Source organism: Serratia grimesii (assembly GCF_900186025.1).
In the GTDB taxonomy this organism is placed as follows: domain Bacteria; phylum Pseudomonadota; class Gammaproteobacteria; order Enterobacterales; family Enterobacteriaceae; genus Serratia; species Serratia grimesii.
The window spans coordinates 1,516,277-1,543,246 of record NZ_LT883155.1 but is presented as its reverse complement, the minus strand read 5'-3'; the positions used below and the strand labels follow the sequence as shown (position 1 = coordinate 1,543,246).

26 protein-coding genes are annotated in these 26,970 nt (G+C 53.6%); 11 read left to right on the top strand and 15 right to left on the bottom strand.

Going from position 1 to position 26,970, the window contains the following annotated elements; all coding sequences use genetic code 11:
• Window positions 1–6: 6 nt before the first annotated feature.
• From glnH to ybiO, 4 genes are all read left to right on the top strand, one after another.
• Window positions 7–750 (top strand): glutamine ABC transporter substrate-binding protein GlnH, encoded by a 744-nt coding sequence (gene glnH / locus SGBXF1_RS07240; protein ID WP_037425364.1) that lies wholly within the window; start codon window positions 7–9, stop codon window positions 748–750.
• A gap of 105 nt (window positions 751–855) precedes the next feature.
• Complete coding sequence (gene glnP / locus SGBXF1_RS07235) at window positions 856–1,515, top strand: glutamine ABC transporter permease GlnP (protein ID WP_037425367.1); 660 nt, start codon at window positions 856–858, stop codon at window positions 1,513–1,515.
• Entirely contained in the window at window positions 1,512–2,234 is a 723-nt protein-coding gene (gene glnQ / locus SGBXF1_RS07230; RefSeq protein ID WP_037425370.1) for a glutamine ABC transporter ATP-binding protein GlnQ, read from the top strand. The genes glnP and glnQ overlap by 4 nt, the downstream gene beginning before the upstream one ends.
• Window positions 2,235–2,388: 154 nt before the next feature.
• Window positions 2,389–4,608 carry a mechanosensitive channel protein gene (gene ybiO / locus SGBXF1_RS07225; RefSeq protein ID WP_186428062.1) on the top strand — a complete coding sequence of 740 codons (2,220 nt, stop codon included), beginning with the start codon at window positions 2,389–2,391 and terminating at the stop codon, window positions 4,606–4,608.
• Window positions 4,609–4,614: 6 nt separating this feature from the next.
• Here ybiO and SGBXF1_RS07220 read toward each other — a convergent pair whose 3' ends face one another.
• From SGBXF1_RS07220 to rlmF, 5 genes are all read right to left on the bottom strand, one after another.
• On the bottom strand, window positions 4,615–5,622 hold the full coding sequence (locus SGBXF1_RS07220; RefSeq protein ID WP_186428061.1) for an alpha/beta hydrolase family protein: 1,008 nt from the start codon (window positions 5,620–5,622) through the stop codon (window positions 4,615–4,617).
• Window positions 5,619–6,248 (bottom strand): GNAT family N-acetyltransferase, encoded by a 630-nt coding sequence (locus SGBXF1_RS07215; RefSeq protein WP_186428060.1) that lies wholly within the window; start codon window positions 6,246–6,248, stop codon window positions 5,619–5,621. Before SGBXF1_RS07215 ends, SGBXF1_RS07220 begins: the two co-directional genes overlap by 4 nt.
• Before the next feature lie 10 nt (window positions 6,249–6,258).
• Window positions 6,259–6,822, bottom strand: coding sequence for a TetR/AcrR family transcriptional regulator (locus SGBXF1_RS07210; RefSeq protein ID WP_186428059.1), 564 nt, complete (start codon window positions 6,820–6,822; stop codon window positions 6,259–6,261).
• A gap of 191 nt (window positions 6,823–7,013) precedes the next feature.
• The gene (locus SGBXF1_RS07205) at window positions 7,014–8,318 is read right to left on the bottom strand and encodes a methyl-accepting chemotaxis protein (RefSeq protein WP_186428058.1); all 1,305 of its coding nucleotides are present in this window, start codon (window positions 8,316–8,318) and stop codon (window positions 7,014–7,016) included.
• Window positions 8,319–8,621: 303 nt separating this feature from the next.
• Window positions 8,622–9,587 (bottom strand): 23S rRNA (adenine(1618)-N(6))-methyltransferase RlmF, encoded by a 966-nt coding sequence (rlmF, locus tag SGBXF1_RS07200; protein ID WP_167348751.1) that lies wholly within the window; start codon window positions 9,585–9,587, stop codon window positions 8,622–8,624.
• A 119-nt stretch (window positions 9,588–9,706) separates the two neighbouring features.
• Between rlmF and SGBXF1_RS07195 the strand changes: the two genes are divergently transcribed.
• Together SGBXF1_RS07195 and bhsA are read left to right on the top strand one after the other, a co-directional pair.
• Entirely contained in the window at window positions 9,707–10,345 is a 639-nt protein-coding gene (locus tag SGBXF1_RS07195; RefSeq protein ID WP_037425382.1) for a flavin reductase family protein, read from the top strand.
• 165 nt (window positions 10,346–10,510) lie between these two features.
• The gene (bhsA, locus tag SGBXF1_RS07190) at window positions 10,511–10,771 is read left to right on the top strand and encodes a multiple stress resistance protein BhsA (protein ID WP_037425385.1); all 261 of its coding nucleotides are present in this window, start codon (window positions 10,511–10,513) and stop codon (window positions 10,769–10,771) included.
• Between the two features lie 65 nt (window positions 10,772–10,836).
• On the opposite strand, the gene SGBXF1_RS07185 is transcribed toward bhsA, so the two are convergent.
• The 4 genes from SGBXF1_RS07185 to SGBXF1_RS07170 form a co-directional block, all read right to left on the bottom strand.
• Window positions 10,837–12,693 carry a M3 family metallopeptidase gene (locus SGBXF1_RS07185; RefSeq protein WP_037425389.1) on the bottom strand — a complete coding sequence of 619 codons (1,857 nt, stop codon included), beginning with the start codon at window positions 12,691–12,693 and terminating at the stop codon, window positions 10,837–10,839.
• 51 nt (window positions 12,694–12,744) lie between these two features.
• Window positions 12,745–13,704 (bottom strand): DNA-binding protein YbiB, encoded by a 960-nt coding sequence (gene ybiB, locus SGBXF1_RS07180; protein ID WP_186428057.1) that lies wholly within the window; start codon window positions 13,702–13,704, stop codon window positions 12,745–12,747.
• 38 nt (window positions 13,705–13,742) lie between these two features.
• On the bottom strand, window positions 13,743–14,375 hold the full coding sequence (locus SGBXF1_RS07175; protein WP_037425397.1) for an FMN-binding negative transcriptional regulator: 633 nt from the start codon (window positions 14,373–14,375) through the stop codon (window positions 13,743–13,745).
• Window positions 14,376–14,437: 62 nt separating this feature from the next.
• Window positions 14,438–15,859: an MFS transporter gene (locus SGBXF1_RS07170; RefSeq protein ID WP_186428056.1), complete on the bottom strand. Its 1,422-nt coding sequence runs from the start codon at window positions 15,857–15,859 to the stop codon at window positions 14,438–14,440.
• A 100-nt stretch (window positions 15,860–15,959) separates the two neighbouring features.
• Between SGBXF1_RS07170 and SGBXF1_RS07165 the strand changes: the two genes are divergently transcribed.
• Window positions 15,960–16,796, top strand: coding sequence for a helix-turn-helix transcriptional regulator (locus tag SGBXF1_RS07165; RefSeq protein ID WP_037425399.1), 837 nt, complete (start codon window positions 15,960–15,962; stop codon window positions 16,794–16,796).
• A 2-nt stretch (window positions 16,797–16,798) separates the two neighbouring features.
• Here SGBXF1_RS07165 and SGBXF1_RS07160 read toward each other — a convergent pair whose 3' ends face one another.
• Complete coding sequence (locus tag SGBXF1_RS07160) at window positions 16,799–17,428, bottom strand: LysE family translocator (protein ID WP_186428055.1); 630 nt, start codon at window positions 17,426–17,428, stop codon at window positions 16,799–16,801.
• 73 nt (window positions 17,429–17,501) lie between these two features.
• A complete protein-coding gene (locus tag SGBXF1_RS07155) occupies window positions 17,502–18,416 on the bottom strand; it encodes a LysR family transcriptional regulator (RefSeq protein ID WP_186428054.1) in 915 nt (304 codons plus the stop codon).
• Between the two features lie 113 nt (window positions 18,417–18,529).
• Between SGBXF1_RS07155 and SGBXF1_RS07150 the strand changes: the two genes are divergently transcribed.
• On the top strand, window positions 18,530–19,882 hold the full coding sequence (locus SGBXF1_RS07150) for a DHA2 family efflux MFS transporter permease subunit (RefSeq protein WP_130379757.1): 1,353 nt from the start codon (window positions 18,530–18,532) through the stop codon (window positions 19,880–19,882).
• On the opposite strand, the gene SGBXF1_RS07145 is transcribed toward SGBXF1_RS07150, so the two are convergent.
• Complete coding sequence (locus SGBXF1_RS07145; protein ID WP_186428053.1) at window positions 19,841–20,755, bottom strand: DMT family transporter; 915 nt, start codon at window positions 20,753–20,755, stop codon at window positions 19,841–19,843. The genes SGBXF1_RS07150 and SGBXF1_RS07145 overlap by 42 nt on opposite strands.
• Before the next feature lie 135 nt (window positions 20,756–20,890).
• On the opposite strand from SGBXF1_RS07145, the gene SGBXF1_RS07140 reads away from it, so the two are divergent.
• Window positions 20,891–21,325 (top strand): Lrp/AsnC family transcriptional regulator, encoded by a 435-nt coding sequence (locus SGBXF1_RS07140; RefSeq protein WP_061807018.1) that lies wholly within the window; start codon window positions 20,891–20,893, stop codon window positions 21,323–21,325.
• Here SGBXF1_RS07140 and dinG read toward each other — a convergent pair whose 3' ends face one another.
• From dinG to SGBXF1_RS07125, 3 genes are all read right to left on the bottom strand, one after another.
• Window positions 21,326–23,524, bottom strand: a complete 2,199-nt coding sequence (gene dinG, locus SGBXF1_RS07135) for an ATP-dependent DNA helicase DinG (RefSeq protein WP_037422604.1) — start codon at window positions 23,522–23,524, stop codon at window positions 21,326–21,328.
• Window positions 23,525–23,586: 62 nt separating this feature from the next.
• Window positions 23,587–23,973, bottom strand: a complete 387-nt coding sequence (locus tag SGBXF1_RS07130; RefSeq protein WP_037422605.1) for a tautomerase family protein — start codon at window positions 23,971–23,973, stop codon at window positions 23,587–23,589.
• The gene (locus SGBXF1_RS07125) at window positions 23,963–24,295 is read right to left on the bottom strand and encodes a carboxymuconolactone decarboxylase family protein (protein WP_037422607.1); all 333 of its coding nucleotides are present in this window, start codon (window positions 24,293–24,295) and stop codon (window positions 23,963–23,965) included. Before SGBXF1_RS07125 ends, SGBXF1_RS07130 begins: the two co-directional genes overlap by 11 nt.
• A 393-nt stretch (window positions 24,296–24,688) precedes the next feature.
• Between SGBXF1_RS07125 and ompC the strand changes: the two genes are divergently transcribed.
• Entirely contained in the window at window positions 24,689–25,786 is a 1,098-nt protein-coding gene (gene ompC, locus SGBXF1_RS07120) for a porin OmpC (protein ID WP_037422609.1), read from the top strand.
• Between the two features lie 331 nt (window positions 25,787–26,117).
• Complete coding sequence (locus SGBXF1_RS07115) at window positions 26,118–26,969, top strand: GNAT family N-acetyltransferase (protein ID WP_186428052.1); 852 nt, start codon at window positions 26,118–26,120, stop codon at window positions 26,967–26,969.
• Window position 26,970: the final 1 nt, after the last annotated feature.

Genomic DNA, 26,970 nt, shown 5'->3' with positions numbered 1-26,970 from the left:
CCTCTCATGAAGTCAATTTTTAAAGTCTCCCTGGCCGCACTTTCGTTGGCCTTTGCCGTAAGCTCCCACGCAGCAGACAAACTGGTCGTCGCCACCGACACCGCATTCGTTCCATTTGAGTTCAAGCAAGGTGATCAGTACGTTGGTTTCGATATCGACCTGTGGGCCGCAATCGCCAAAGAACTGAAACTGGACTACACCCTGAAGCCTATGGATTTCAGCGGTATCATCCCGGCACTGCAAACCAAAAATATCGACCTGGCGCTGGCCGGTATCACCATTACAGACGAACGTAAAAAAGCCATCGAATTCTCTGACGGCTACTACAAAAGCGGTCTGCTGGTGATGGTTAATGCCAACGACAACAGCATCAAGGGCATTGATGATCTGAACGGTAAAGTGGTAGCGGTGAAGAGCGGCACCGGTTCCGTGGATTACGCTAAACAGCACATCAAAACCAAAGATCTGCGCCAGTTCCCGAACATCGATAACGCCTATATGGAACTGGGCACCAAACGCGCTGACGCTGTGCTGCACGACACACCAAACATCCTGTACTTCATTAAAACAGCCGGTGCTGGCAAGTTCAAAACCGTCGGCGAATCACTGGAAGCTCAGCAATACGGCATTGCCTTCCCTAAAGGCAGTGACGAGCTACGCGTGAAGGTCAATGGCGCACTGAAAACCCTGCGCGAAAACGGCACTTACAACGAAATCTACAAAAAATGGTTCGGTACTGAACCTAAATAACGGATGAAGTCAGTCACTGATTCACTTAAGCACAGGGGTGGTGTCTTAGCCCCTGCGCTTTGTTGTATCTGATTCCCACGTTTGGGATCACCGGGAGAAAACACCATGCAGTTCGACTGGAGCGCCATCTGGCCCGCCATCCCTATCCTGTTAGAAGGCGCCAAAATGACATTGTGGATTTCGGTCCTCGGTCTTGTTGGCGGCCTCATCATCGGCCTTGTTGCCGGTTTTGCTCGTACCTATGGCGGTTGGATTGCCAATCACGTCGCTTTGGTATTCATTGAAGTTATCCGCGGCACGCCTATCGTGGTGCAGGTAATGTTCATCTACTTCGCCCTGCCGATGGCGTTCAATGATTTACGCATCGATCCCTTCAGCGCGGCAGTAGTCACCATAATGATCAACTCCGGCGCCTATATTGCGGAAATTACCCGCGGTGCGGTGCTGTCGATCCATAACGGCTTCCGTGAAGCCGGCCTGGCGCTCGGCTTGTCACGGCGTGAAACCATCCGCTATGTCATCATGCCGCTGGCGCTGCGCCGTATGCTGCCACCGCTGGGCAACCAGTGGATCATCAGCATCAAGGACACCTCACTGTTCATCGTGATTGGCGTGGCGGAACTGACCCGTCAAGGGCAGGAAATTATTGCCGGTAACTTCCGTGCGCTAGAAATCTGGAGCGCCGTAGCGGTTATTTATCTGATTATTACCCTGGTGCTGAGCTTCGTTCTGCGTCGTCTGGAAAGAAGGATGAAAATCCTGTGATTGAATTTAAAAACGTCTCCAAGCATTTTGGCCAAACCCAGGTGCTGCATAACATCGATTTGAAAATCGAAAAAGGTGAAGTTGTGGTGATTATCGGCCCTTCTGGTTCCGGTAAATCGACCCTGCTGCGTTGCATCAACAAGCTCGAAGAGATCACCAGTGGCGATCTTTTCGTCGACGGCCTGAAAGCCAACGATCCGAAAGTTGACGATCGTCTGATCCGCCAGGAAGCCGGTATGGTGTTCCAGCAGTTCTACCTGTTCCCGCACCTGACTGCGCTGGAAAACGTCGCCTTTGGCCCAATCCGCGTACGCGGATTGAAGAAGTCCGACGCAGAAAAACTGGCACGTGAACTGCTGGCCAAAGTTGGCCTGGCCGAACGCGCACATCATTATCCTTCCGAGCTGTCCGGTGGCCAGCAACAGCGCGTAGCGATCGCACGTGCGCTGGCGGTCAAGCCGAAAATGATGCTGTTTGATGAGCCGACCTCTGCACTTGACCCGGAACTGCGCCATGAAGTACTGAAGGTAATGCAGGATCTGGCGGAAGAAGGCATGACCATGGTGATCGTCACCCACGAAGTCGGCTTTGCCGAAAAAGTGGCGTCACGACTTATCTTTATTGATAAGGGACGGATTGCGGAAGATGGCAACCCTCACGAGTTGATCAACAACCCACCAAGCCCGCGTTTGAAAGAGTTCCTGCAACACGTTTCCTGATTTATCCTGCTTAACGGCGGGCGCACTCTGCACCCGCCGTTTCTATTTAGCACGCGTTCCCACTCTGCATCCCTCTTCATTTCCTACTATGTGGTTTGTTTTTTATAGCATTTGTATTTAACCCGCTGATTTACAGAGCCCCAAGAGAGGATCAATGCCCACAACCGCATACTCCCGATTCGGTTCTCATCTGCGAGAACGTTTACGCTTATTCCCATTGCTATTGCTACTGATAATCAGTGCAGCGTCCCCACTAGCGATAGCGCAACCCACACAAAATGCCACTCCTGGTGACCAAACGGAACAACAGAAAGCGTCTTACGCCGCGCTGGCGGATATCCTGCAAGATGACAAAGCCCGTGCCGGGCTGATCAGTCATCTGAGGCAGCAGGCCGGCGAGTCTCCCACAACACCGCCGCAAACCGATACACCAGAACCTGCCGAATCGCTGAGCGATAACCTGAGCAATTTGGCGCAGGGAGGCATCAGTACCGTCAACCAAAGGTTGAATTCGCTACAAAAGCTGATCGACTCCGGCCCAAAACGCACGTTTAATGCCGACAGTTTTTTCCGCGCCCTGGGCTACTTCCTGCTGACTGTTGCGGTAACCTTCGCCCTGTTCCATCTGATCCGTCGTCTGATCGCACCGTTGTACAAGCGCATGGGCAACTGGGGCCACAACGCCAGAGTGCAACACGGTCCTTGGTATAAACGCCCTGTCGCCATCCTCGGTGCCTTTGCTATCGACCTGCTGGTGTTACTGTTGGCTCTCGCAGCGGGCAACCTGTTCGCTCGCCATGTCAATGCTGACAGCGCCACCATACTGCGTCTGCAAACATTGTTTCTGAGTGCTTTTGCGGTGATTGAATTCTTCAAAGCGGTACTGCGGCTGATCTTTGCCCCCAACTTTGATTACCTGCGCCCTTTCCCGTTCAGCGACGCCTCGGCCCACTACTGGAATACACGCCTCGCCTGGCTTAGCGGTCTGATCGGCTATGGTCTGATGGTTGTCGTGCCCGTGGTAGCGGTACAAATCAGCTACCCAGCGGCGGCGGCGGTCAATCTGGCTGTGATGCTGGCCTTAACGTTGTACGCCCTCATGTTGATTTTGCACAATCGCAAACCGATACAGCATCAAATCAACCTACTGGCAGAACGGTCGATGGCGTTTTTCAGCGTCATTCTTCGCGGTCTGGGACACGTCTGGCATCTGTTGGCGATCGCCTATTTCCTGGTGCTGTTCGTGCTTTCGCAATTCGATATTGGCAACAGCCTGCGCTTTATGATGACGGCTACGGTGAAAAGCCTGCTGGTGATCGGCCTGGGCGCCTTACTTTCCGGCATGTTAACCCGCTGGATATTTCGCCGTATCTCACTACCGGCCGACGTTAATCTGCGTTATCCCATGCTGGAAAGACGCATTAACGCCTATATCCCAAACGGCTTGAAGATCTTGCGGGTGATGGTGGTATTGGCAGTGACGTTGTTCCTGTTCGACGCCTGGCATCTGATCAACCTGTATCAATGGGCAAATAGCGACAACGGCGGGAAGGTAATTGGCGGGCTGATGCATATTCTGCTGATTCTGGTCATTGCCGTCTTCAGTTGGACGTTGATGGCCAGCGTCATCGAGCACCGACTGGCGCTGGAGCTGAGCAATGGCATTCGCCCAAGCGCACGTGAGCGTACTCTGTTGACACTGTTCCGTAACGTTCTGGCCATCGTTATCAGCACCATTACAATCATGATTGTGCTGTCGCAGGTCGGAATTAACATTGCGCCTCTGCTGGCAGGCGCCGGAGCGCTGGGCCTTGCCATCAGCTTTGGTGCGCAAACGTTGGTGAAAGACGTGATTACCGGCGTATTCATCCAGTTTGAGAACGGTATGAATACCGGTGAATACGTCACCGTCAGCGGCATTACTGGCACGGTGGAGCGCATGACTATCCGTTCAATCGGCCTGCGGGATGACTTTGGTGTTTATCACATCGTTCCTTTCTCTTCGATCACCACACTGGCGAACTACGCCCGCGAATTTGGCGTATACCGGGCCAATTACACCGTAAGCCGTGATGAAGATATTGATCATGTCCACGACGTGCTACATCAAGCCGTTGCCGCGCTGAAACAGGATGAACAGGTGAAGCACTTTCTGATTGGCGAACCGGTGTTCAACGGCGTGGTGGCTCTGGGCGATCGCTCTTTCACTACCCGCGTAACCGTGCGCACTCAGGCGCTGAAACAGTGGGTCGTACAATACGCCCTCGATAGGCTGGTGAAGATACATTTTGAACAGGCGGGCATTGCAATGCCGCAGCAGGCGATGCAACTGTCTTATGCACCTAGCGCGGGAACACAACCGGCATCGCCCTGACGAACATCACCGCTGCGTGCAAGGTTGGGCGGCAAGGAAAGCCGCCACATCCTGCAGATAAGCGTCATACTGTATCGTTCGCGGTGCAAACAGGCCGATAATGTTGATCAACGACGGGTAACGTACAAACAAAGGTTTAACCATGGCATGGTCAGCCTGTTCGATCCGCATCACCGTCAACAGAGCGGAAGGAATGACTTGCCGGTATACGCGCTCTGTCTCGTTCACATCAACGTTAATATCACGCCCACCCAACATCAGGTGCACCGGTGTTTTGTAATTGCTCAGCCCCCCGGTGGCGTCACTGGACATATTGGCACGAATAAACTGCCAACGATCAGCGCTCAACGTCGCCGCCTCGCCATATTCCCGGCGGTATTGCGTGTAACCATCCGACTGTCTCAGCAGTGACAACACATGCCGTCCCACTGCTTCACGCTCCTGGATTCGCTGCTCATCAATACCCGCGGCCTCCATTTCCGCTCGGGTGTTATAACGCCCCTGCGTTAGCCAGTTGATCGCCGGAGACAAAACCAACGTAAAAGCGATATCTGGCCGCAGTCGTGCGACTTCCGGCATCACCCAGCCAGCCTGGCTTGTTCCCCACAATCCGACACACTGCGGATTGAAGCGCCCATCTTTTCTTGCCCAGTCAATAATGTCCGCCGTTTCTTTTGCCCGGTCGCCCATGGATTGGTGCAACCAGTTACCGGAAGAGCCGCCAACACCCGCTTTATCAAACGATAAAACGGCATATCCCTGTTCGGCCATGGTTTCCCAAACACGGTAATAGGCCTCATCACGGCTGGCATTGGCAGGGCCATCACCATGAACAAAAACAATCACACCCGGCTTTCCATGTATGTTTTTCGGCAGCACCAGGGTACCGGCAAGTGAGTTGCCACCCGCAGTCACGCCCACCGGCTCAGTGACATATTGATAGTCATTGACGTAGAAGATCCAGCCTAATGCCACCACAATCAACGCCAGTAAACAAATCACGATTTTTTTCATCGTGTTTCCCCGATGCGTTTTTCCATTACCAGCCAGTTTGCCTGACGAAACAGCAACCACAGCGAAGCATGGCTTTCCCGCCGCCCGATGCTGAAACCGCATTGTTGATACAGTCGCCGTGCACCGGTATTTTGTTGGCTAACGTGCAAACGCAGCCAACGGTTAGGCCGCTGTGCCGCTGCATAATCCGTTATCCATTGGATCAACATTTTCCCCACGCCTTTACCCCGCTGCTTTTCATCCACCGCAAGGTAGGAGAGATACAGTTCACCGGCAGCAGGCACATGCTGCAACGTCACTATTTGCAGGTACATGCGCCAAAAGTTAAGCATGCCGTAGCGGCGGCACAAACGCATTATCGGCAACGGGCGTTCCCTCAAGGCAGAATTGCCCAGGCGATCAACGGACTTGAGCCCAAATGCTGCCACCACCTTGCCCGCTCGCCGAACAACAAAGCTGTGCTCCTGACTGTTACTTTGTTTCCAGCTCCATAGCCAGTAAAACAACCGCCATTGTTGACGTGCGCTCAGCCCGCACTGGCGTTGGAATTTGTCGTCAAAAGCAGCGTAAATCAGCGCAGCTGTCTGTAACCGGCAGGATTCACGGTAAGGTTGTATATCAAGCATTCGTCCCCCATTACGCTTGCGTGAAAATCAACTTTTCCAGCGTGTGATTCGCCACCGTCGACGCCTTGCGCGGAAAAATCACCTGCCGCCAGGCCTGGCTTTCAATCACGTCGAGGATCAGTTGGGCAAGCTCATGTGGATTTAACGCCACCGCAATCTCGCCAGCTTGCTGTGCCAGGACGATAACCTGTACCAGTGCCTCCGTCAGTTGCTGCTGGTTAGCATCAAATTTTTCCGCCAAGGTAGGATTGCGCGCGACCTCCGCCACTATTTCCGTCGATAACTGCACGCTGTCCGGTGAAGAGACAAAAGCGTGATAAGCGGTAAAAAAGTCGGACAGCGCCTGCTTGGGCTGTTGTTTCCCCTCAGCCAACTGTGCAGCGAACTCCGTGAAGAACGCATTCTCCAGGAGCGCTATTTCGCCGATTAAGGCGTCCTTACCGGCAAAATGGTTGTAAAGGTTGCCCACGCTGACACCTGCTGCCAGTGCGATATCTCGCATACTGGTCTGGTGAAAACCCTTGTGGGTAAAGCTGTGCAGTGCAGCATCAACGATTTTTTCTCGGTTTCCCATGGTCCTGCCTCGCGGTCGAAAGATGGCTAGCGACATTCAAACGATTAAAATAAATGAACGAACGTTCGTTCATTTTTAGCAGCAGCATACAGAATGTCAAACCGACGATCTTGAACCAAAGATAAACAAGCAGGGGGATGATAAGGCAGTAAAGGCGCTAACCCCGCAGCCCAGGGTTAGCGCAGAGGCGATCAGTGCAGTGCACCTTCCTGCTTAACCGAGGTGAAGGCCTGCATCAGTTTCACGACATCTTGCATACCAACATTCACCTGATTGATCACTTCCCCGGCGTCGTGCGTCAGAGTCACGCCACCACCGGCCTGATCCACACAGGTTGCCATGCCGGCAATCGCCGCTGCCACGCCGTGCTGGATAGATTTGGTCATCCGCTCTATCTCCGTCGCCGCCTTACGCGATTGTTCTGCCAGCGTGCGCACTTCATTGGCCACCACGGCGAAACCCCGCCCGTGCTCACCCGCATGAGCGGCCTCGATCGATGCGTTGATCGCCAAGAGGTTTGTCTGGGAAGCAATTTTGCGGATAGCCTCAACGATGGTACCAATCTGCTGCGAGCACTGGCCCAATTCACTGATCACATCAGATGTTTGACGCGCTGCCGCCTCAACCTGCCGCATGCCTTCCACGGCTTGCTGAACGATGAGTGCACCCTGTGATGCCTGCCTGTCAGTATCTAACGACAAATGGTGCACGTTGCGTACCATCTCCTCTTCATGCTGTTGCTGCATCATGAGTCGGGTGATGTCTTGGGCGATTTTTACAACCTTTACCAACCGCCCATTTCCATCGAGGATCGGGTTGTAGCTGGCTTCCAGCCAGACTCTCTCCCCACGCCGGTTGACTCGTTCAAAGCGCCCGGTGATAAACTCACCACGAGACAGCCGCTGCCAGTGCTGACGGTAATCATCAGAGGCAGCAAATTCAGGCGGGCAAAGCACAGCGTGCGACTGTCCGCGTGCTTCTTCTATCCGATAACCAATTAAATTCAGCATATTGTCGTTGGCGTCGAGAATCGTTCCCTGCGCGCTGAACGTGATCATCGCCATGGAACGATTTAACGCCGCCAATAAACTCTGATGTTCCTGCGCCTGAATAATGCGCTCTGTCACAACGCTGGCGATTTTGACGATCTCTATCACCCGCCCTTTCTTGTCTAAGACCGGCGTATAAGTGCCCTGTAACCAGACGGCTTCACCGTCTTTGCGAATGCGCTTTATATTATCCGTAATCGGCTTGCCATTATTTAACATATCCCAATGCTTGCGATAGGCAGAACTCACGACGTATTGCGGATCACAGAAAATACGGTGATGCTGACCAATCACCTCCAGTCGTTGGAATTTCATGGTCTGTAAAAATAAATCATTAGCACGCAGCACAGTCCCATCAGGTTTAAATACAATCATGGCAACGGCATTTTCTATCGCACTCAACTCAGCGCGACTGTGGGTATTTAACTGACTGAATCGTAACAGCATAGGGTGGGTATCCTTCTGGCAGATGATTTAGCGAGCAAACGCTTTTCATTTTATTTTTTCACACGTTGCGCCCACACACAGACGTGCAATACCCTGAGAAATAGACGAGCCTATTTCCCCGGATAGACGATATTGACCGAGTTAAATACATCAATTTAGTAATGTGATTATTATTTTTTGAATAAATAATTAAATTAGGATTTTTGTTATTAAAGGCTGCATTGAGAATAACGCAAGTTGAAGAAATTGAAAGGGAAACGCGAAGTTTTGTTGGTGCCGGTTAAATAACCGGCACCCGAGGAATTAACGCCAGCGTTCTGCCGCCCAAGCAGCCTGCTGTTCGGCGTCATGGAAGGTCCAGGCCACGAAACGGCTGATCTTTTGTCCCTGCGCCATCTCAATGGTGCGGACTTCGGCTGCACCCGCCAATTTCAACGCATGATAAATCGACGGCAGAGTGGTGTTTTTAGAAATCAATGAGGTGAACCACAGGCAATTCTGCGCCTTGCTGACGCTTTCCTCGACCATTTTACGTACAAATGCTTCTTCACCGCCTTCACACCACAGCTCATTATTTTTGCCACCAAAGTTCTGTACCGGCTTATCCGCCACTTCGCCTTTGCCCAGCTTGTGCAGTTTGCGGCGGGTGCTCGCGTGCGCTTCTTGCTCAGAGCCGTGGAACGGTGGGTTGCATAATGTGGCGTCAAACTTCTCAGCCACACCGATGATACCGTTAAAGATGAATTCCGGTTGTTTTTGCAACCGCAAACGCACACTGTTTCTCAGCGTCGGGTTCATCTCGACGATCATTTTGGCCGAATTAAGCGACACAGGGTCAATCTCAGAACCGGTAAAGCGCCAGCCGTACTCACGCAGGCCGACAATGGGGTAAATACAGTTGGCACCAATACCCACGTCGAGGATCGCCACACCTTTACCGCGCGGAATCTCGCCGTTGTTGCTGGTTGCCAACAAGTCCGCCAGGTGGTGCAAGTAATCGGCACGCCCAGGGATCGGTGGGCACAGGTAATCGGCGGGAATATCCCAGTGCTCGATACCATAAAAATGTTGCAGCAACGCACGGTTGAGCATTTTAACCGCAGCCGGATCGGCAAAATCTACCGAGATATCGCCCCAGGCGTTCGGCTTGACGAACGGCTCCAACGCCGGGCAACTGGCGATCAGCGCCGGAAAGTCATAGCGTGAGCGATGACGGTTACGCGGGTGCAGACCGCTTTTCTGCTGCGGGAAGCTTTTCTTTTTTTCCACCGTGACGGGCTCTCTTAAAGGTATTTCTGGCGCGTAAGATACCATAAAGCAGCGGCAAACTTGCAGCTGGCGGGAAACACGTCAGAATAAAAGCTCGCTTATCTCCTATCAGGTCGCTTATGAGCAGTGAGTCTCGCTATTATTATGAACCCGCCGCAGGCCATGGACTGCCGCACGATCCGCTGAACGCCATCATCGGCCCACGCCCGATCGGTTGGATCTCATCAATCAGCGCTGCCGGCCAACGTAATCTGGCACCCTATAGCTTTTTTAATTGCTTCAACTACCGCCCGCCAATCATCGGCTTCGCCAGCAGTGGCTGGAAAGACAGCGTCGCGAATATCGTCGAAACCGGCGAGTTTGTCTGGAATCTGGCAACGCGCCCACTCGCCGAAGCCATGAATAACAGCTCCGCCAGCCTGGCACACGGTGAAGACGAATTTGCCTTTGCCGGTGTAACACCACTGCCCAGCAGTAAGATAAAAGCCGAGCGTGTGGCAGAAAGTCCGGTTAACTTTGAATGCCGCCTGTCACAGTGTATTCAACTGCAAAGTGCAACAGGCACCCAGTTGGAAACCTGGCTGGTACTGGGGGAAGTGGTCGCAGTGCATATCGATCCTGCCTTGCTGGACGAGCACGGCATTTATCAGACCGCCGCTGCCGAACCGATCCTGCGAGCGGGGGGACCCACTGCCTACTACGGTATCTCGGAACGACACCGTTTCGATATGATTCGTCCGGACGCGCAAAAACGCTGAGTAAGCCGCCCTTTCTCCGTTTGGAGAGAGGGTTAATTAATAATCAAAAAATCTGAAAAAGATTATCAATACTCTCCGATTTCATCCTTCCTGTCGCTGCGCAATAATCATTCCATCGAAAGGCAACCCCCTTTCAAACTTACAAACTTGACAGGAATGACCACAATGAAAAACATCAAAACTTTTGCTGCTGTTATCGCTCTGACTGCTGTTTCTTTCACTTCTTTAGCGGCAGAGCACGTCAGCGCACAGGATGCCGTGCAGTTTGAAAAAGCCGGTGTGATCTCCGCCAGTGGTGCAACCGATCTGAGCAGCCTGAAAGCCCAGCTCTCAGCCAAAGCCGATGCGGCAGGTGCCAAAGCTTTCACCATTACGTCCACCAGCGGCAACAATCTGATGCATGCAACAGCAGTCATCTATAACTGATCGACCGATTAAAAAATAAAAAAGCCCGCCGATACACGCTATCGGCGGGCTTTTTTTCATTGTCGTCAGGCCATGCGTGCGTTAATCGCCGCAGCGAAATCATGACACATCTTTTCATCGCCTTCCGCGTTATCCGCCAGCACTTGCTCACCATCTACCACACGGATATGCGCCGACAGATCAAAATCCGCTGCGGGTTGAGGCCGTACAGCAGCATCGGCAATAGTTTGACGCGCATCCTGCCATGCCTGAGCCACCGTCAAGTTACAAGACTCCGCCAGATAATCGGGGTTAAAACCTTCCCCCGTCAGGCTGCGCAACGTATCGTCATGGCTAACACCGTTTCCTGGTCGCCAATAGTGATGTGCCAGGTCAGGGCCAATAGCCGGGTTATCAGTAAGATAACCGTCGCGTTGCAGGAAGAATTGGCGCGTCTGTTCAACGGCCATAAGCGCCAGCAAATAGCCTTGATAGGAACACGCCGATTCCAGAGACAACAAGTGTGGGATTGCCAACGTTGGGCGCGGGCTACCGCTAATGCCCAGAATTTTACTTTCAACCTCACGTGCCAACGCGGTAATCGCTTCTGGCGTACGCTGTTCATCATCCCACTGATACAGCGCCCACTCAAAGTAAGGCACCAGCAGAATATGGCGTTCGTTGAACGCACGCATCGGTTGACGCGCAGCGATACTGGCCTCAATCAATGCATCCGGCACCGACTCACCGGCGGCATTTTTCGCATAGCGCTTCAACCAATCAGCGTCGTCCAGCAGGCTGTCGCAAAACATCGACTGGGTTTCAGCATAGGCCATCGAGGTCGGCGGAAACTCTTGTGAGAAACAGGGGGCATTCTGACAAATATTGGCAAAGTGTGCCGCGTGGCCGCCTTCGTGGAACAACGTGTTCAAGCCATATGCACCACTACCCACCTGATCCGGCTGCGCCAGACTGGTGAAGTTAATGCGTGCTGGCAACCATTTGCCCTCTTGAATGAACGGGGGCACCGGGCCATGCATAAAACCATTTTCATATTTACCCTGGCGTACCAACAGATCGAGATCCATTTGCGCACCCCGGAAGCCGATATGCAGACGCTTAAAACTGTTGATCCAACGCTCGAGCGACTGGGCAAATGGGAAGTAAGGATCCAGTTGGCGGGTTACATCACCGGCACTGGCAAAGCGCACATTCCAGGGCTCTAACGCTTGCTCGCCTTTTTCCGCCGCCAGCTGCTGTAAGCTGCGTGAGTTCGCTTCGCGGGTTTGCTGTTCGAAACGATCCAGAATGGCGAACAACTGCTCCGGCGTCATACGCTCGGTTTTATTCACTTTATAGTCAAAGTAGTTACGAAAACCCATCTGACGCGCAAAGCGATTCCGCAGACTGATCAACTCCGGTAAACCATTATGCAGCAACCATTGCTCCAGCTCGCGCAACGCGTTTTGCGAACTGCGGCGGTATTCTTCATTTTCGTTAGTAGCCTGGTTGGTTAACAGTTCACCGAGCGAGGCGTTCACCCGCTGCCCTGCCGCATTCAGATGGCTGACAGGGTGACTCTTGCGGCGGGTATAAAGATCCGCCTCGGCACTGATAATTTGGTCCAACAATGTCTGGGCTTCAGCGTCTTCAATCGCGTTACAATCAAAAAAACGCAGCCAACCGTTCAGCCCATGTTGCAGCGCGTCGCGCTGTGCGTCCTGCGGCAGAACTTCCAGCCCAGCCAACAACTGACGAATTTCCGCCAATCGGCGCGGCTCGGCGATAAAGCGCTTATAAGCGCTCTCTGCCGCAGAGAAACGCGTTGAAACGTCATCACCGCCTGTGCCCATATAATTCTGCCAGAACAGATCTTCTTTGGTGCGGTGAACGTCAAGGTAATCCTGATTCAATTGATTGAAGTAATCGAGAGCCTGTTGCATAACCATCCTTTCAGAGCCGATTAGCGAAATATTCCAGTATAGCCAAGGGATTTACGCGTCGCGTAAACGTTCCAATCCCTGTTCCAGGGTGTCAACTTCACCGGTTGCCACCAGGCAACAGGCAATCTGGCGTTGGATCGCCAGCGGGATCGCGATGTCACCCGCCAGACAACGTTCGGTCCAACGTGCAGTAGTCTCTGCATCTTTCGCTGCCGGTAGATCAGGCATTTCATCCTGCACCGGGCGCTCTAGCAGCACGTGCTGTTCACCGTCAACAATGTAATGAATCTGCGGGCAACGCTGCGGGTTGGCATAGGCTTCACCTTCGGTGCCGTGCATCAATAACCCGCGGGCCCCAATCTGGCGGAAGAATGACGCTACACGACCAACGTACTCAGGATGCGACACACTGGCGATACGCAACACGTCCTGCTCGGCAAATGGCGTCGCCAGTTTGGCCAGCGTATGGGCGCTGTTGCGTACCCCCATGCGCCAGCGCATACCAAGCTGACGTTCCAGGGGAGCTGACAGGGCAGAGACGGGGACAAACACTGTTTCCCCCTTATCCAGACGTTGTTGGGCATGGGCTGCGTCTTGTGACCAGGGCAGGCCAAGCAACTTGAAGGTGTCGGCGCTGGTCACACGCGTACTGTCATCCAACACACCGTGTACCACCACTGGTAAGCCAACACGTGTCAGCAGCAGTGCCAATAATGGCGTCAGGTTCGCCTGTTTACGCGCACCATTATAGCTGGGTAACACCACTGGCATCGGTCGCCCGTGCGGTGCCTGCAAGCGCATCACCTGTTGCTGCATCGCTTGGTAAAAGCCAAGCATTTCTTCTTCGGCTTCCCCTTTAATGCGCATGGCGATCAAGATACCGCCTAGCTCAAGCTCCCCCACCTCACCGGCCAACATCTTTTGATAGAGCTGAAAGGCTGTTTCCCGGTCGAGATCACGCGCGTGGTTCTTGCCACGGCCTATTTCTTTGATAATTTTGGTGTAATCCATCGCCTGCTTCCCCTGATTCAGTCTGGGATTAGCATACCTTATCCACGCCGTCTCTCAACCTCATCCGCCAGTTGCTGTTGGGCTGCGTCACCGGCACGTAACGCAGCGATTACCCCGTCAACGTCTTCAGCACTCCGGTTTTGGCTCATCTTCCATTTACCTTCCCGATGGGTCACCGTGATTTCAATGCCGACAATGCCCTTAATCTGCGCGGCGATATAATTGGCAGGCGCATCGTCAATATGCCAGGGTTCAGGTTGACGACCCTCTTGCAGCGCCGTCAATCCGTCCAACTGTTGCCGCAACCAGCCTGCGTCCTCTGTCACTCGTGGTACGCCACGCAGTTGTACCACGCTGTAATTCCAGGTTGGTACGGCTTTACCGGTTTGCCGTTTGGTTTCATACCAACCCGGTGAGATATAGCCTTCCCGTCCCTGAAACACCACCAGACATTCCTGCACGTTCAGCAACAATGACCCGTGTGGGTTGGCACGTGACAGGTGCGCCCGCAGTTGGAGATGCCCCTGTTCATCGGCATCAATCAAAAATGGCAACGGATCCGCCACCAAGCCTTGGTCCCCATGGCTAATAAGCATCCCCAACGGGTTGGCACGCACCAGCGCAATTTGGCTTTCCAAACAATCGTCGCGGAATGAGGCAGGTTGATACATGGTGTCAGGCTTCCTTAACGCAATGGAATGATGAGATAGCAATAGCACCCGACACCGGTTGATTAAAGAGCCACTTTGCGCTGTTGTTGAATGATCCACCTTAACAGCACAAAGGCGACGGCCATGGCCAACAGGTTGTAGATCATCGCTCCGGCAAACGCCTGTCCATATCGTTCTGCACCCGCGCCGCCCACCAACAAGGGGACAAAAAACGCTCCGCTGGCGGCAATGCCCATTGCGCCGCCAATCTGCTGTACAGTGGAGAGCACCCCCGCAGCCATGCCAGCTTGATCTTCCTTGGCCAGCCCGAGAACCAGATTAAGTAATGGCGTCATACTCATAGCCTGACCAAAACCCAAAATCACCAACCCCGGCAGTAACCACAATGGCTGTGCCAACGCGGTTCCCCAAAGCACTTGCACAACCAACAGCGCTAATCCCGCGGCGTAAATCACCACGCCGAACGCCAATACCCCATTTCCCCAACGTTGTGACAGTGTTGGGGCAAGGAATGAGGCCAACATAAACGCCGCGCTGGCGGGCGCAAACAGGCTGCCTGCCTGAAACGGCGTCAGACCCATTCCCGACTGCAACAACAGGGCAAAGCACAGAAAGAATGAAGACGCCGTCGAGTAAATCGCCAGTACCACCAGCACACCTGGGGCAAAACTCCCCTGACGAAGCAGCGCCGGGTCCAACACCGCATCTCCGGAACACATCGCCAGCCGACGCTCCCAGCGTATAAAACCCCATAACACCCCCAGGCCCAGCGCCAATACCTGCAACACCCACCAGGGCCAACCACGTGATGGCCCTTCCAACAGCGGAACTAACAGCAGTAACAACCCTGTCGCGGCCAGCAGTAATCCCATGCCATCCAACCGTTGTGCCTGTTCAAGACGTGATTCCGGGATGCTCCGCGCCGCCAAGATCGCCAATGCACCAATCGGCACGTTAATCAGAAAAATCATGCGCCAACCGCTGCCGAAAATATTGGCTTCAATAATGAAGCCACCGAAGATCTGCCCCAAAATAGCGGCCAGCCCCAAGGTCATCCCCAACCAGGAAAAAGCACGCCGCCGCTGGTGTGGGCCGTACAACACACGCAGCAGCGCATAGATCTGCGGAAACAACAGTGCCGCCATCGCCCCCTGCAGAAAACGCGCGGTGATGAGCATGGGGAGAGACGCCGCTACACCACACAATGCCGACGCCAGCGTAAACCCCAGCATGCCGAGGCTGAACATGCGGCGTCGACCAAAACGATCCCCCAGACGGCCGCCCGCAATCAATAACACGCCAAAGGCCAACTCATAGCCGGCAATAATCAGCCCTATACTGGCAAAATCAGCAGCGAACTGCTGCTGAATGACCGGTGCTGCCACGTTCACCACGAACAAGTCGAATACGGTAACAAAGCCCCCCAACAGCAACACCGGCAACCCGACCAGGCCACGCTCGCCATCTGTTAATGACTGTTCCATAAATGCCTCCAAATATTGAGATGGCAGCAGTATGGAACATGTCCTAAACTGTTACTATATAGCCAGTTATACTATTACTAAGAACAACAGGACAGTCGCTATGCCGCCGCGTACCCTCAACCGAACCCGTCAGGATCTGGCGGATTTTCTGCGTCAAAAGCGCGAAAAATTGTCACCGCAGGCTGTCGGTTTGCCGAGCGGCACCCGACGCCGTACACCGGGGCTGCGGCGTGAAGAGGTCGCTGCGCTGGCAGGCGTCGGCCTCACTTGGTACACCTGGCTGGAGCAAGGACGGGAAATCAACGTATCGGTGGATTTTCTGGAGAACCTGGCACGCGTACTGAAGCTGGATGCAACCGCGCGTTATCATCTGTTTTTGCTGGCGCATCAACGCCCGCCAGTACCGGTCGGTCATCAATGGTGCCAGGTGTCGCCACTGGTACGTCGCCTGCTGGACGACCTGCAACTTCGCCCGGCTTACGTCATGAACCTAAGTTGGGACATCATTGCCTGGAACCCTGCGGCAGAGCGACTGTTCGCCATTGGCGATCGCCCGGCAGAACAACGCAACATGCTGTGGATGCTGTTCGCCGATCCACACCTCAACCAGCGACTGGTGGAATGGCAGGCGCAAGCGCCACAAATCCTTGCCAGCTTTCGTCGTGACTACGCCCGCGCCCCGGAGGACGCCACCATGCAACAACGGGTACAGGCGCTGGAACAGGTCTCACCACAGTTTCGTCAACTGTGGCAACAGCATGACATTCACGGCCGTTGTCAGGGAGAGCGCACGTTCAATGTCCCTGGTGCCGGTCAGGTGACTTTTGAACATGCGTCGTTCATTGTCGATGAGGAAAATCATTTGCGATTGGTGATGTACAGCGCGCTGGCGCAATGCCCGACCAGCGCGGCGTTTGAAGCATTATTGCAGGTGTAAGGCTATTTACGGCTGTCAAAAATCAACTTGCAGGCCAACCCGGCGAACACACTGCTCAGCAGATAGTTCGGCCAACGGGCACTGAGTTGGCGGCCAACAAAGCGACTTTTCATGCTGCTGACCGCCATGATCAGCCCGCCGTTTATCACCAAGCCCACCAGATTTAGCACTGTCGCCAGCAGCAACATTTGCGCCACCAGTGAACCGGCATGCGGATCGATAAACTGTGGAAACAGGGCCAAAACGAACAGCGCCATTTTGGGATTGAGGATATTGGTGAACAATCCTTGCCGGAAAATGCGGACGGTTGGTACTGCCGTTAATCCAGCAGATGCCTGCAAACTGCTGCCAGAACCTAACGTTTTCCATGCCAAATACAGTAAATAGGTCGCCCCAACTAGCCGCACCGTATCGTAGGCCAGCGGTACTGCAACGAACAGTTGCGATAGACCCAGCGCTGCCGCCAAAGCATGGCAGTAGGTACCAAGTTGGATACCTGCCAGTGAGGCAAAACCGGCTCGACGTCCTTGGCTGACACTGCGCGATGCGATCAGCAGCATATCCGGGCCTGGGGTTATCGTTAACGCAAGGCAGGCGCCAGAAAACAACAAAATTGTTGAAATATCAATCATTAATCACCTAAGTGCAATAGGGCTGGGGGCAGGTTTTATCATAGCTATACCGCCGTCTTTTGCCAGCGCTAAATCATTGCCACGGTGCTTTGGGAGTGAAAGCCGACAGCAGAGCGTCAATGGCCACTCGTACCCGTAGCGGCATAGTCGTGCCTTTCAGCCACACCACGTTAATCGCCAGTCCCGCACCACAACTGCCTGGCAAAATCTCTCGCAGTTTCCCCGCAGTGAGTGCATCGTGCGCCAGCCAACGCGGTAGCATGGCAATCCCCTGTCCTGCACAAACAGCACTGAGTACCGCCTCCATATTGCTCAACCGCAAACGGGTCGGCAGCGTCAGTCGTTGCACTTTTCCCCGTTCATCCGTTAACTGCCAGGGAGGGCTGCGCCCATCTCGTAACAGACCAACCGCCTGATACTGCAATAACGCAGCCACCGTATCTGGCTCACTTTGCCTTGCCAGATACGACGGAGCTGCACACAATATTTGTTGTTGCTCCCCTAATTGGCGGGCAGTGATCGCCGCAGCATCGCCTGGTGAACCGATACGTACCGCCAGATCGATCCCCTCTTCCGCCAGATCAACTGTACGATTGGAAAACAGCGCATCGATCTGCAACTGAGGGTAACGATCCGCCAACGACAATAGCGGTGGCATAACCCACTTTTGGCCGAACAATACCGGTAGCGATACCCGCAATCGCCCTTCTGGCGTGTGGGCTCTGGCTGCGAGATGACTTTCCGCCGCTTCCAGCGCTGCTAATGCTTTTAGGCAATCGTCATAAAACAGCTGCCCTTCGTCAGTCAATGACAGACTGCGGGTAGTGCGTTGAAATAACTGTACCTGCAACCGCTGTTCCAATCGCGCTACCGCTTTCCCCACGGTGGAACGGGAAAGACCCAATTGCTCTGCTGCACGACTAAAACCCCCCGCTTGCACCGCCTGTACAAAAGCGCGGATCGCATGTAGCCGTTCGCTGGAAATCATGCTGGCCTCTCATTGACGATATTAATTCGCCTATTAAACGATGAAACACCGCCACTGGCTATAACAAGCACTGAGTAAACTGAACACACGCTTTTTAACCGAGGAAATACCCGATGAGCGAACGCAGCGAACTTCTGACCGACACCAGTACACCGCGCCTGTGGCGGCTGCTGATTGGCATCAGTATCGCCAGCTTTTTGGGCTGCATCGATTTCACTATCGTCAATACCACCATTCCCGCCATTCAGCGCGAATTGGCAGCCCCTTTGAGTCAGGTGCAATGGGTAATGACGTTGTTCGTAATGGCATTGTGCGCCTTTATGGTCAGCGCCGGGCGACTGGCAGATCTGTACGGTCGTCGACGGGTACTGTATTGCGGGATGTTGGTTTTCGCCGGGGCATCACTGGGGGCCGGGCTGGCGGGCAGTGTTGAACATCTTAATGTTTGGCGCTTTGTACAGGGCGCGGCTTGCGCAGTGTTGTATACCGCCACCACCGCCATTGTCGCAGATGCCTGGCCACCACAGCAGCGCGGTCGCGCAATTGGCATTTTATTGGCGGTTAACGGTCTGGGGCTGGCAATCGGTCCGGTCGCCGGTGGCCTGTTGGTCGGCACACTTGGCTGGCGCTGGGTCTTTTTGTTGAACGTACCGCTGATCGCGCTGAGTTTCGCCTTCTGCCTGAGCACGGTGCAGGAATCTCGCGTACAGCAAAGCGCAAGGTTGGATATTACTGGCCTATTATTGCTGGTGATTGGTCTCGCTGGGTTGCTGCTGGCCATCAGCCAAGGTGGTCAGTGGGGGTGGCTGAGCATGAAAACGTTGCTCACGACGTCATTAGCGGCGGCTGCGTTGCTCCTGCTGTTACCGGTCGAACGTAAGGCGCATTCTCCATTGGTACCCTTAACGCTATTGCAGCATCCGGCGTTATTGCGTGTCTGTCTGTTAAGCGCATTGTTAGCCTTCTTCTACTGCGCCGCCTTCTTCCTGATGCCCATTTATCTGGAAAACACCCGCCATTATGAGGGCGTGATGCTAGGGTTGCTACTGCTGCCGACAACTGCCGTTATGGCATTGATTTCGCCTTGGGTCGGCAGGTGGGTGGATAAGTCCGGCCCACAGCCGGCGTTGGTCCTCGGTTTTGCCGCTTTGGCCGCTTCTGCCGCACTGCAAAGTCAGTTTAACGCCGACAGTCCGCTCCCCTTATTGCTCGGAGCCTTTGCCCTCATGGGACTGGGATGGGGATGCATCCTCGGTCCATTAGTGCTGGCAACGCTGAGCACCGTCAGCGAAGCGCAAAGCGGCGGTGCATTGGGGGTCACCTGGACGCTGCACAATCTTGGTGGCGCGGTCGGACTGGCCCTGGCGGCACTGATTTATCCAATCTATGGCTACCAAGCCGTGATGCTGTTGCTGCTGGCGCTATCACTGTTCGGGTGCCTGCTTGCTGTCTCGCATCGCCGTTAGCCGCAGGCGACGCTCACCCAACACGTTCATGCCTGCGGCAGCCAGCAAGATGATCGCGGCGCCGGCAAATTGAAGCGCGACCAACCGATGACCAAACGCCAACCGATCAACCAACATAGCGGCGACCGGATAAATAAACGACAGCGAACCAATCAGGTTGGTTGGCAACTTTTGGATCGCACCATACAGCAACACATACATGAGTCCGGTGTGTAATACGCCAAGCGTCACCAGCATTCCCCATTGCCCAGCACTGGCTGACGCGTGGAAATCAACCCACGGCAACAACATCACCACGCCGACCTTGACCTGGATCAGCGCAATCAGGTGCGGTGGCGTCCCTTTCAGCCGTTTGGCGGCCAGCGCCATCAGCGCATAAAAAAATGCCGCCCCCAACGACAGCAGAATTCCCATCAGGTAGTTGCTCTGACCACCCAGCTGCTTAGGCTGTGCCAGTACCACCAGCATCATGCCGACAAACGCCAAGACCAGCCATAACAGCTTACGGGCTGTCAGTTTCTCTCCCAGAAACAGCGCGCCCAGTGCCACCAACATAAAAGGTTGGGTGTTATACACCGCGGTAGCAATGGAGATCGACGCATAAGAATAAGCTGCAAACAGCAGCAACCAGTTGACCACCAATGCAACGCCGCCGGCAATCGCCAACAGCAAGGTGGTCCGCGTTAAAACATCACGTCGCAGCTGACCGAGTGCGGCACAGATTGCCAGCAGCACCAGTGCGCCCACGGCACAGCGCCAAAACACCACATTAATCACCGGTTGACCGGACATCAGCACAAACCAGCCAATGGTGCCGGAAATCAGCATTGCGGCAATCATTTCCAGCGAGCCACGTTTTATCTCTGCATTCATCGTCGTTTCCTCAAATAAGCCCATATGCTTAGCATGCGACTTTGCCGTGCAGGATTCCATGGCATAAAAAAGGACAATATGCTTAACTGCCTTTTTATCGAAGGCATAAAACAAAAATCACCTAATGGAGGGTATATGGATGATATAGATCGCCAGATCCTGACGCTGGTTGCTGAGGATGCAAGAGTATCGCTCAAAACCCTCAGCGCCAGCGTGGGACTGTCGTCGCCCAGCACTTCCGAGCGCCTACGGCGGCTAGAAGAAAATGGTGTTATTCAGGGCTATACGCTGAACGTCAATTTGCAGGCGTTAGGTTATGCTTTTCAGTCACTGGTGCGCATCAAGCCGCTGCCGGGCATGCTGAAGAAGGTCGAACAGATGATTCAGGATATCCCAGAGGTGATTGAGTGTGACAAGGTGACTGGTGAAGACTGCTTTATCGTGCGGTTGGTGGCACATTCTATGGAGCAGCTCGACCAGATCCTCGATCAACTGGCCGAGCGGGCGCAGAGCAACACCTCCATCGTCAAAACCACGCCAGTGAAGCGCCGCCTGCCACCGTTGCTTTGATTAACGCGTACGTCGACGGGGAAACGGACTCTTACGCTTTTTGTCTTTTTTCTCCGCCGCAGCGGCGGATTTGAGCGCAGCCTTGTGCGCCTTGTCGGCTTCCGGAACTTCCCGCTGTTCAATGGGGAACACGGGTAATGCAGCCAACAGACGCGAACCGTAGCTTTTGGTCAACAAGCGGCGATCGTAAATCACGATCTCGCCATGGCACTCATTGCTGCGGATCAGTCGCCCCACCTGTTGGATCAGGTTGAAGGAGGCGCTCGGCAGGCTCTGCACTTCAAACGGATAACGCTTCAGCGATTTTAGCCACTCACCTTCAGTCAAGATCACCGGACTGTCGATCGGTGGGAAGGCAATCTTGTGAATATGCACTTGGGTCAGCAGTTCACCTTTCAAATCCAACCCTTCGGCAAATGACTGCAGGCCAACCAGCACACTGGCGGTGCCCTTCTCGACACGTTTACGGTGCTCTTCCACCAACCGGTATCGCGGCTGATCGCCCTGAACCAGCAACATCAGGCGCAGATCCGTAACATAGCTGAGGAAGGTTTGCATCGCCCGGTGGCTACTGAACAAAATCAGCATACCTTTGTGCTTGCCACCGGCCTGTTCAGCTCGGAAAAAGCGCGCCATTTCTTCCAGATGCTCGGCTTCATTGGCCATCGCCGGTTCAAATCGCATGTTCGGAATGACAATTTTGCCCTGCTCCACGTGATTAAACGGTGAGGACAGCGCTTCGAAACGATCGCCGGCTTTTTCGCTCAACCCGCTCATTTCTTGCAGACGCGCAAAACTGTTCAACGAACGCAGCGTCGCCGACGTGATCACCACGTGCGGCACCTTGCGCCACAGCAGTTTTTCCAGCTGATCGCTGACGCGAATGCCCACGCAGTGCAAGTACAGATGCGTCACGTTATCACGCAGATCACGCGTGACCCATTTTGAAATGGGGGCATTGGATGACTTGTCTAATGCCGCTAACCGCCAGAGTTTACTCATGGCCTCCAGATACCCCAGGGTGCGGCTCATCTGAATAATCGAACGGTGCAGTCGCACAATGTCGTGCTTGCCGGTCTGTTCGCTGAGATCGTTCAGTATGAACTCTGCCACCCCGCGTAAGGCATCCGTCAGTTTGAATAAGCGTGCGCTGGTTTCCACCATTTCCACTGGCAGTTCACCCATTTCAAAGCGGTGTTCGGCGATCACCGTATCCGTCGGCAGAAACGCGCTGACCTGATGTTCAAAGATCTGGATCAGTTCACGCATCTCTTCACAGTGGTTCTTCAAGCGTTCGTCGTTCGTCAGGCCCGGTGGATTTTTGGGGCGATATTGCGTCATGCACTGTTCAACATGGCGCACGATCATGTCCAGCTGCAGATTGGTCGACAACGCAGTAATTTCACCGTCAATCTCCAACGCATCACGCGCAACTTCCGGCAGATGATGGCCTTCATCTAGCACCAACAGCAGTTCTTTCGGATTCGGCAGCACCGATTCGGTTTCCAATGCCGCCATCACCAGCGCATGGTTAGCCACGACCACATCGGCAGTTTCAATCTCTTTGCGGGCAATATAAAACGGGCATTCACGGATATAGTGGCAATTGCGCCCCAGGCAGTTGGCTTTATCGGTACTCAGCTTGATCCACAGTGGATCGTCAATCGACAACTGATAGTGATCGCGCAATCCGTCCCACTCATGGCGACTGAGTGCTTTGCTGAGTTTTTGGCATAACGCTTGCTCTTCACCGCTGGAAGGCGCCAGTTCGTCATCCAAAAACAGTGTCAGATCACCCTGCTCGCTGACGTCTGTACTCAGTGCCGCTAAATTACGTGGGCAAACATAGCGGCCACGGCCAAAAGCGCCGGTAAACTTCAGATCGGGAATGATCTTCTTCAGCAGCGGTAAATCCTTGCTGTAGATCTGATCCTGTAGCGCCACGTTGGCAGTACTGACCACCAAGGGTTTACTTTCGGCACGACCAACGGCGATCCCCGGGATCAGGTACGACAAGGTTTTTCCTACACCAGTGGGTGCTTCAATCGCCAAGTGGCGTGAATAATCACCCGCCAGCGTTTTAGCGACTTCGGCGATCATCTGCCGTTGCGGTGCACGGGAAATAAAATCCGGTATTTGTTGCTGCAGGGCTTTGTACCACTGGCCAATCTGATCTTTAACTGCGGGGGAGAGCGCCATTCAACTCTATATCGTTACGAAATGATGGCGCTATTGTCCCACAGACCGGCTGCCGCGTCAGCCTAGCCTTCAATCATTGAGGCGCGGCCCGCACTGAACGACCACTCATCCCGTTGCGTTGTGGTGATTACCACCATCACATCTTGCGGGCGTAACTGTATGTTTTCCCCCAGCAGCTCTGCCAACCGCTGGTAAAAGCGCTGTTTGGTGCCGGTATCTCGCGGACGTCCAATGGTGATGTAAAACAGCACATAATCTTCAGAACGTGGACCACCCAAATAGTCACGATCATAAATCAGCTCACCTGGGCGGTATTGATCGATGGCCTGAAACTTATCGGCCGCTGGCACATTGAAGGTTTCGACCAATGCCTGATGAAGACTGTCGGACAGAGTTTTCAGGTATTGCTCTGATTTACCCTGATGCAAAGCGATGCGACTAAATGGCATGAGACGGCTCCTGTTTCAGTTCACGCAGACGCGCCACGGCTGAGGCTGCCGCAGGCCAGCCGGCATAGAAAGCCAAATGGGTAATCAACTCGGCAAGCTGTTCAATACTCACGCCATGACGTTCGGCCAAGTGCAGATGAAACGGCAATTGCTCTACACGGTTAAGCGCCACCAGTGCCGCTACCGTAATTAGGCTGCGCTCACGCGGGCTGAGTCCCGGTCGCTGCCAAACGTCGTCGAATAATACGCTGTCGCTGAGTTGCGCCAGCTTGGGGGCAATATCACCGAATGCTTGCTGGGCTGTCTGTTGGGAAGGTTGCATCACACACTCCTGCTGTAAAGGGATAGCATTACGCTACCTATTAACCACAGGGATGAAAATCGGGATTTTTCACACCGACAATCCTGAAAAACCGGATGGTTAGCGCGGTAAAGCTTTCTACCTGTAAACCCAATGTATAAACCTTATGCATGATTTCTCCACAATTCAGAAACAGCATTGCGAGCGGTGGGATCCGCCGCCGACAGTTGTCCGATGAAGAAATTCACTCTTTCCGCAACTTTTTTAATCGTTCGACATGGAAATGAATATTTTGTCATAAATAGATCACATAACTACGGTAAAAAACCTGCGCTGCAAACAATCAAGCGGCACAGTGAAACAGCAGTACAACTGATGATAAGCGTCTTTCAATCGAATAAAGCAGGGTAAATCATGAAACGTAATCTTCTGGCCGTTATTATTCCGGCACTTTTAATTGCGCAGACAGCACAGGCAGCAGAAATCTACAATAAAGACGGCAACAAACTTGATTTTTACGGCCGCGTAAAAGCACTGCACTATTTCTCTGACGATGCCGGCAATGATGGCGACAAAACCTATGTGCGTATCGGTTTTAAAGGCGCTACTCAAATTAACGATATGCTGACTGGTTATGGCCAGTGGGAATATCAGATTTCAGCTAACCATTCTGAATCCGACAGTGCGAAAGATACCAAAACGCGTTTGGGCTTCGCCGGTTTGAAATACAAAAACCTCGGTTCATTCGACTACGGTCGCAACTACGGCATTATTTATGACGTCGGCGCCTGGACGGATATGCTGCCTGAGTTCGGTGATGATGCTTACGTCAAAACCGACAACTTTATGAATGGTCGTACCAACGGTGTTGCAACCTACCGTAATAACGACTTCTTCGGTCTGGTTGACGGCCTGAAGTTTGCCATTCAGTACCAAGGCAAGAACGAAAACGACGGTCGTGCTGGTAGCAAGGCGAACGGCGACGGTTGGGGCTTGTCTTCCAGCTATGAAATTATCGACGGTCTGAGCGTGGGTGCAGCCTATGCCTCTTCTAACCGTACAGCAGGCCAAAAAGCGGGCACTTACGGCAAAGGCGATAAAGCCGATATCTGGGCTGGCGGTCTGAAATACGACAACAATGCCGTTTATCTGGCAGCAACCTATTCACAAAGCCGTAATATCGCGCCTATTTCTGGCACTGCGACCATTAATAATACCTCAACCTCCGTTAGCGGCTTTGCCAATAAAGCGGAAGGTCTGGAACTGGTTGCACAATATCAGTTCGACTTCGGTCTGCGCCCATCACTGGGTTATGTGCAGCAGAAGGGTAAAGATATTGAAGGCATCGGCGACGCCGACCTGGTGAAATATATCGATATCGGTACTTACTACTATTTCAACAAGAACATGTCGACCTATGTTGATTATAAAATCAACCAACTCGACAGCAACAATAAGTTGGGTCTGAAAGATGACAACGTCATCGCCGTCGCCCTGACTTACCAGTTCTGATGTGATGAATAACCACCACTGCAAACCTTAGCTTCACTTGATACCCAGAGTTACTTCACCGGGCGGTTACGCCCGGTTTTTTTCATTTAGCGCTCCCTCTTCTCGCCCTATCTTTACGTCTTGCCTCTCATGACCGCATCAGAGAACTTGCCTTACAAAACAAACGGGTCTACATCTATATACCCTATGGGTTTCACGCTATAACCGGGTACCCCAAGGTATTGTAGGGGCTGCATGCGGCCGGGTGAATGCCTTCATCCTCTCAGGGGAGCAACTACCCCGCGGCTTGCAAGACGAGGGGTATACTTGCGCAAATCAATCTGGATGACTCATGCAAAACACTTCTCCATTCGAATACCACTCCGCGCTGCACTACAGCAGTAACGCGCTGGCGCAGATCCTCTGCCATTGTTTTGAAAACTACATTGTACGTTTTGCTATTGACGGCGATACCTTCGCTCGCCGCTTTGGCGCGGAAGATCTCAGCCTGAACGACAGCATTATCGTCACCCATCAACAACAACCGGTAGCACTGGCGTTGATTAGTCGACGTGGCTTACACCGCCGGGTGTCGGCACTGTCCATCCGACCGGAAATGCGCGGAAAAGGATTGGGGAAAGCGCTGATGCAACGGATTGTCGCCGACGCGCATGAGCGTGGCGATCGTCAACTGTCGCTGGAGGTGATCGAAGGTAACGATCCAGCCATTGCACTGTACCACCAGGCCGGATTGCGCATCGTCCGTACGCTGACCGGCCACTTGGCCGGGGAACAAAGTACGGCCGCCGTTGCGCCCCTGCAGGAGATCGATCCGTTATTCGTTTCTCACCGGTTGGTCGCCGAGGGTGCCACCAACCTGCCTTGGCTAATCGCCCCAGAATCGCTGTTCAAACTGCCCGGTAAACCTCACGCCTTTAGCCTTGGACAACACCATGCCTATGGCGTAGTGCAGGTGGGTGCGGATAAGTGTTTTCTGCGCATGATTTACGTGCCACCAGAGCACCGCAACCAAGGTCATGCCCGCGCTATGTTAGCAGCGCTACAAGCACGGTTTTCACCCTTACCGTTAGTGGCTAATGTTTACGTTCCCGAGGTGGCCGCCCCCTTCTTTGATCGACTCGGCTGGCAGCAAGATCCGTTACGTCAGTTTGAGATGACCATGACCTTAGAGACACCACAATAAC

Excerpts from the sequence above, each read along its gene's own strand:
- glnH (WP_037425364.1), top strand. The coding sequence starts at position 7 with ATGAAGTCAATTTTTAAAGTCTCCCTGGCCGCACTTTCGTTGGCCTTT.
- glnP (WP_037425367.1), top strand. The coding sequence starts at position 856 with ATGCAGTTCGACTGGAGCGCCATCTGGCCCGCCATCCCTATCCTGTTA.
- ybiO (WP_186428062.1), top strand. The coding sequence starts at position 2,389 with ATGCCCACAACCGCATACTCCCGATTCGGTTCTCATCTGCGAGAACGT.
- SGBXF1_RS07220 (WP_186428061.1), bottom strand. The coding sequence starts at position 5,622 with ATGAAAAAAATCGTGATTTGTTTACTGGCGTTGATTGTGGTGGCATTA.
- SGBXF1_RS07215 (WP_186428060.1), bottom strand. The coding sequence starts at position 6,248 with ATGCTTGATATACAACCTTACCGTGAATCCTGCCGGTTACAGACAGCT.
- SGBXF1_RS07210 (WP_186428059.1), bottom strand. The coding sequence starts at position 6,822 with ATGGGAAACCGAGAAAAAATCGTTGATGCTGCACTGCACAGCTTTACC.
- SGBXF1_RS07205 (WP_186428058.1), bottom strand. The coding sequence starts at position 8,318 with ATGCTGTTACGATTCAGTCAGTTAAATACCCACAGTCGCGCTGAGTTG.
- SGBXF1_RS07195 (WP_037425382.1), top strand. The coding sequence starts at position 9,707 with ATGAGCAGTGAGTCTCGCTATTATTATGAACCCGCCGCAGGCCATGGA.
- bhsA (WP_037425385.1), top strand. The coding sequence starts at position 10,511 with ATGAAAAACATCAAAACTTTTGCTGCTGTTATCGCTCTGACTGCTGTT.
- SGBXF1_RS07185 (WP_037425389.1), bottom strand. The coding sequence starts at position 12,693 with ATGCAACAGGCTCTCGATTACTTCAATCAATTGAATCAGGATTACCTT.
- ybiB (WP_186428057.1), bottom strand. The coding sequence starts at position 13,704 with ATGGATTACACCAAAATTATCAAAGAAATAGGCCGTGGCAAGAACCAC.
- SGBXF1_RS07175 (WP_037425397.1), bottom strand. The coding sequence starts at position 14,375 with ATGTATCAACCTGCCTCATTCCGCGACGATTGTTTGGAAAGCCAAATT.
- SGBXF1_RS07170 (WP_186428056.1), bottom strand. The coding sequence starts at position 15,859 with ATGGAACAGTCATTAACAGATGGCGAGCGTGGCCTGGTCGGGTTGCCG.
- SGBXF1_RS07165 (WP_037425399.1), top strand. The coding sequence starts at position 15,960 with ATGCCGCCGCGTACCCTCAACCGAACCCGTCAGGATCTGGCGGATTTT.
- SGBXF1_RS07160 (WP_186428055.1), bottom strand. The coding sequence starts at position 17,428 with ATGATTGATATTTCAACAATTTTGTTGTTTTCTGGCGCCTGCCTTGCG.
- SGBXF1_RS07155 (WP_186428054.1), bottom strand. The coding sequence starts at position 18,416 with ATGATTTCCAGCGAACGGCTACATGCGATCCGCGCTTTTGTACAGGCG.
- SGBXF1_RS07150 (WP_130379757.1), top strand. The coding sequence starts at position 18,530 with ATGAGCGAACGCAGCGAACTTCTGACCGACACCAGTACACCGCGCCTG.
- SGBXF1_RS07145 (WP_186428053.1), bottom strand. The coding sequence starts at position 20,755 with ATGAATGCAGAGATAAAACGTGGCTCGCTGGAAATGATTGCCGCAATG.
- SGBXF1_RS07140 (WP_061807018.1), top strand. The coding sequence starts at position 20,891 with ATGGATGATATAGATCGCCAGATCCTGACGCTGGTTGCTGAGGATGCA.
- dinG (WP_037422604.1), bottom strand. The coding sequence starts at position 23,524 with ATGGCGCTCTCCCCCGCAGTTAAAGATCAGATTGGCCAGTGGTACAAA.
- SGBXF1_RS07130 (WP_037422605.1), bottom strand. The coding sequence starts at position 23,973 with ATGCCATTTAGTCGCATCGCTTTGCATCAGGGTAAATCAGAGCAATAC.
- SGBXF1_RS07125 (WP_037422607.1), bottom strand. The coding sequence starts at position 24,295 with ATGCAACCTTCCCAACAGACAGCCCAGCAAGCATTCGGTGATATTGCC.
- ompC (WP_037422609.1), top strand. The coding sequence starts at position 24,689 with ATGAAACGTAATCTTCTGGCCGTTATTATTCCGGCACTTTTAATTGCG.
- SGBXF1_RS07115 (WP_186428052.1), top strand. The coding sequence starts at position 26,118 with ATGCAAAACACTTCTCCATTCGAATACCACTCCGCGCTGCACTACAGC.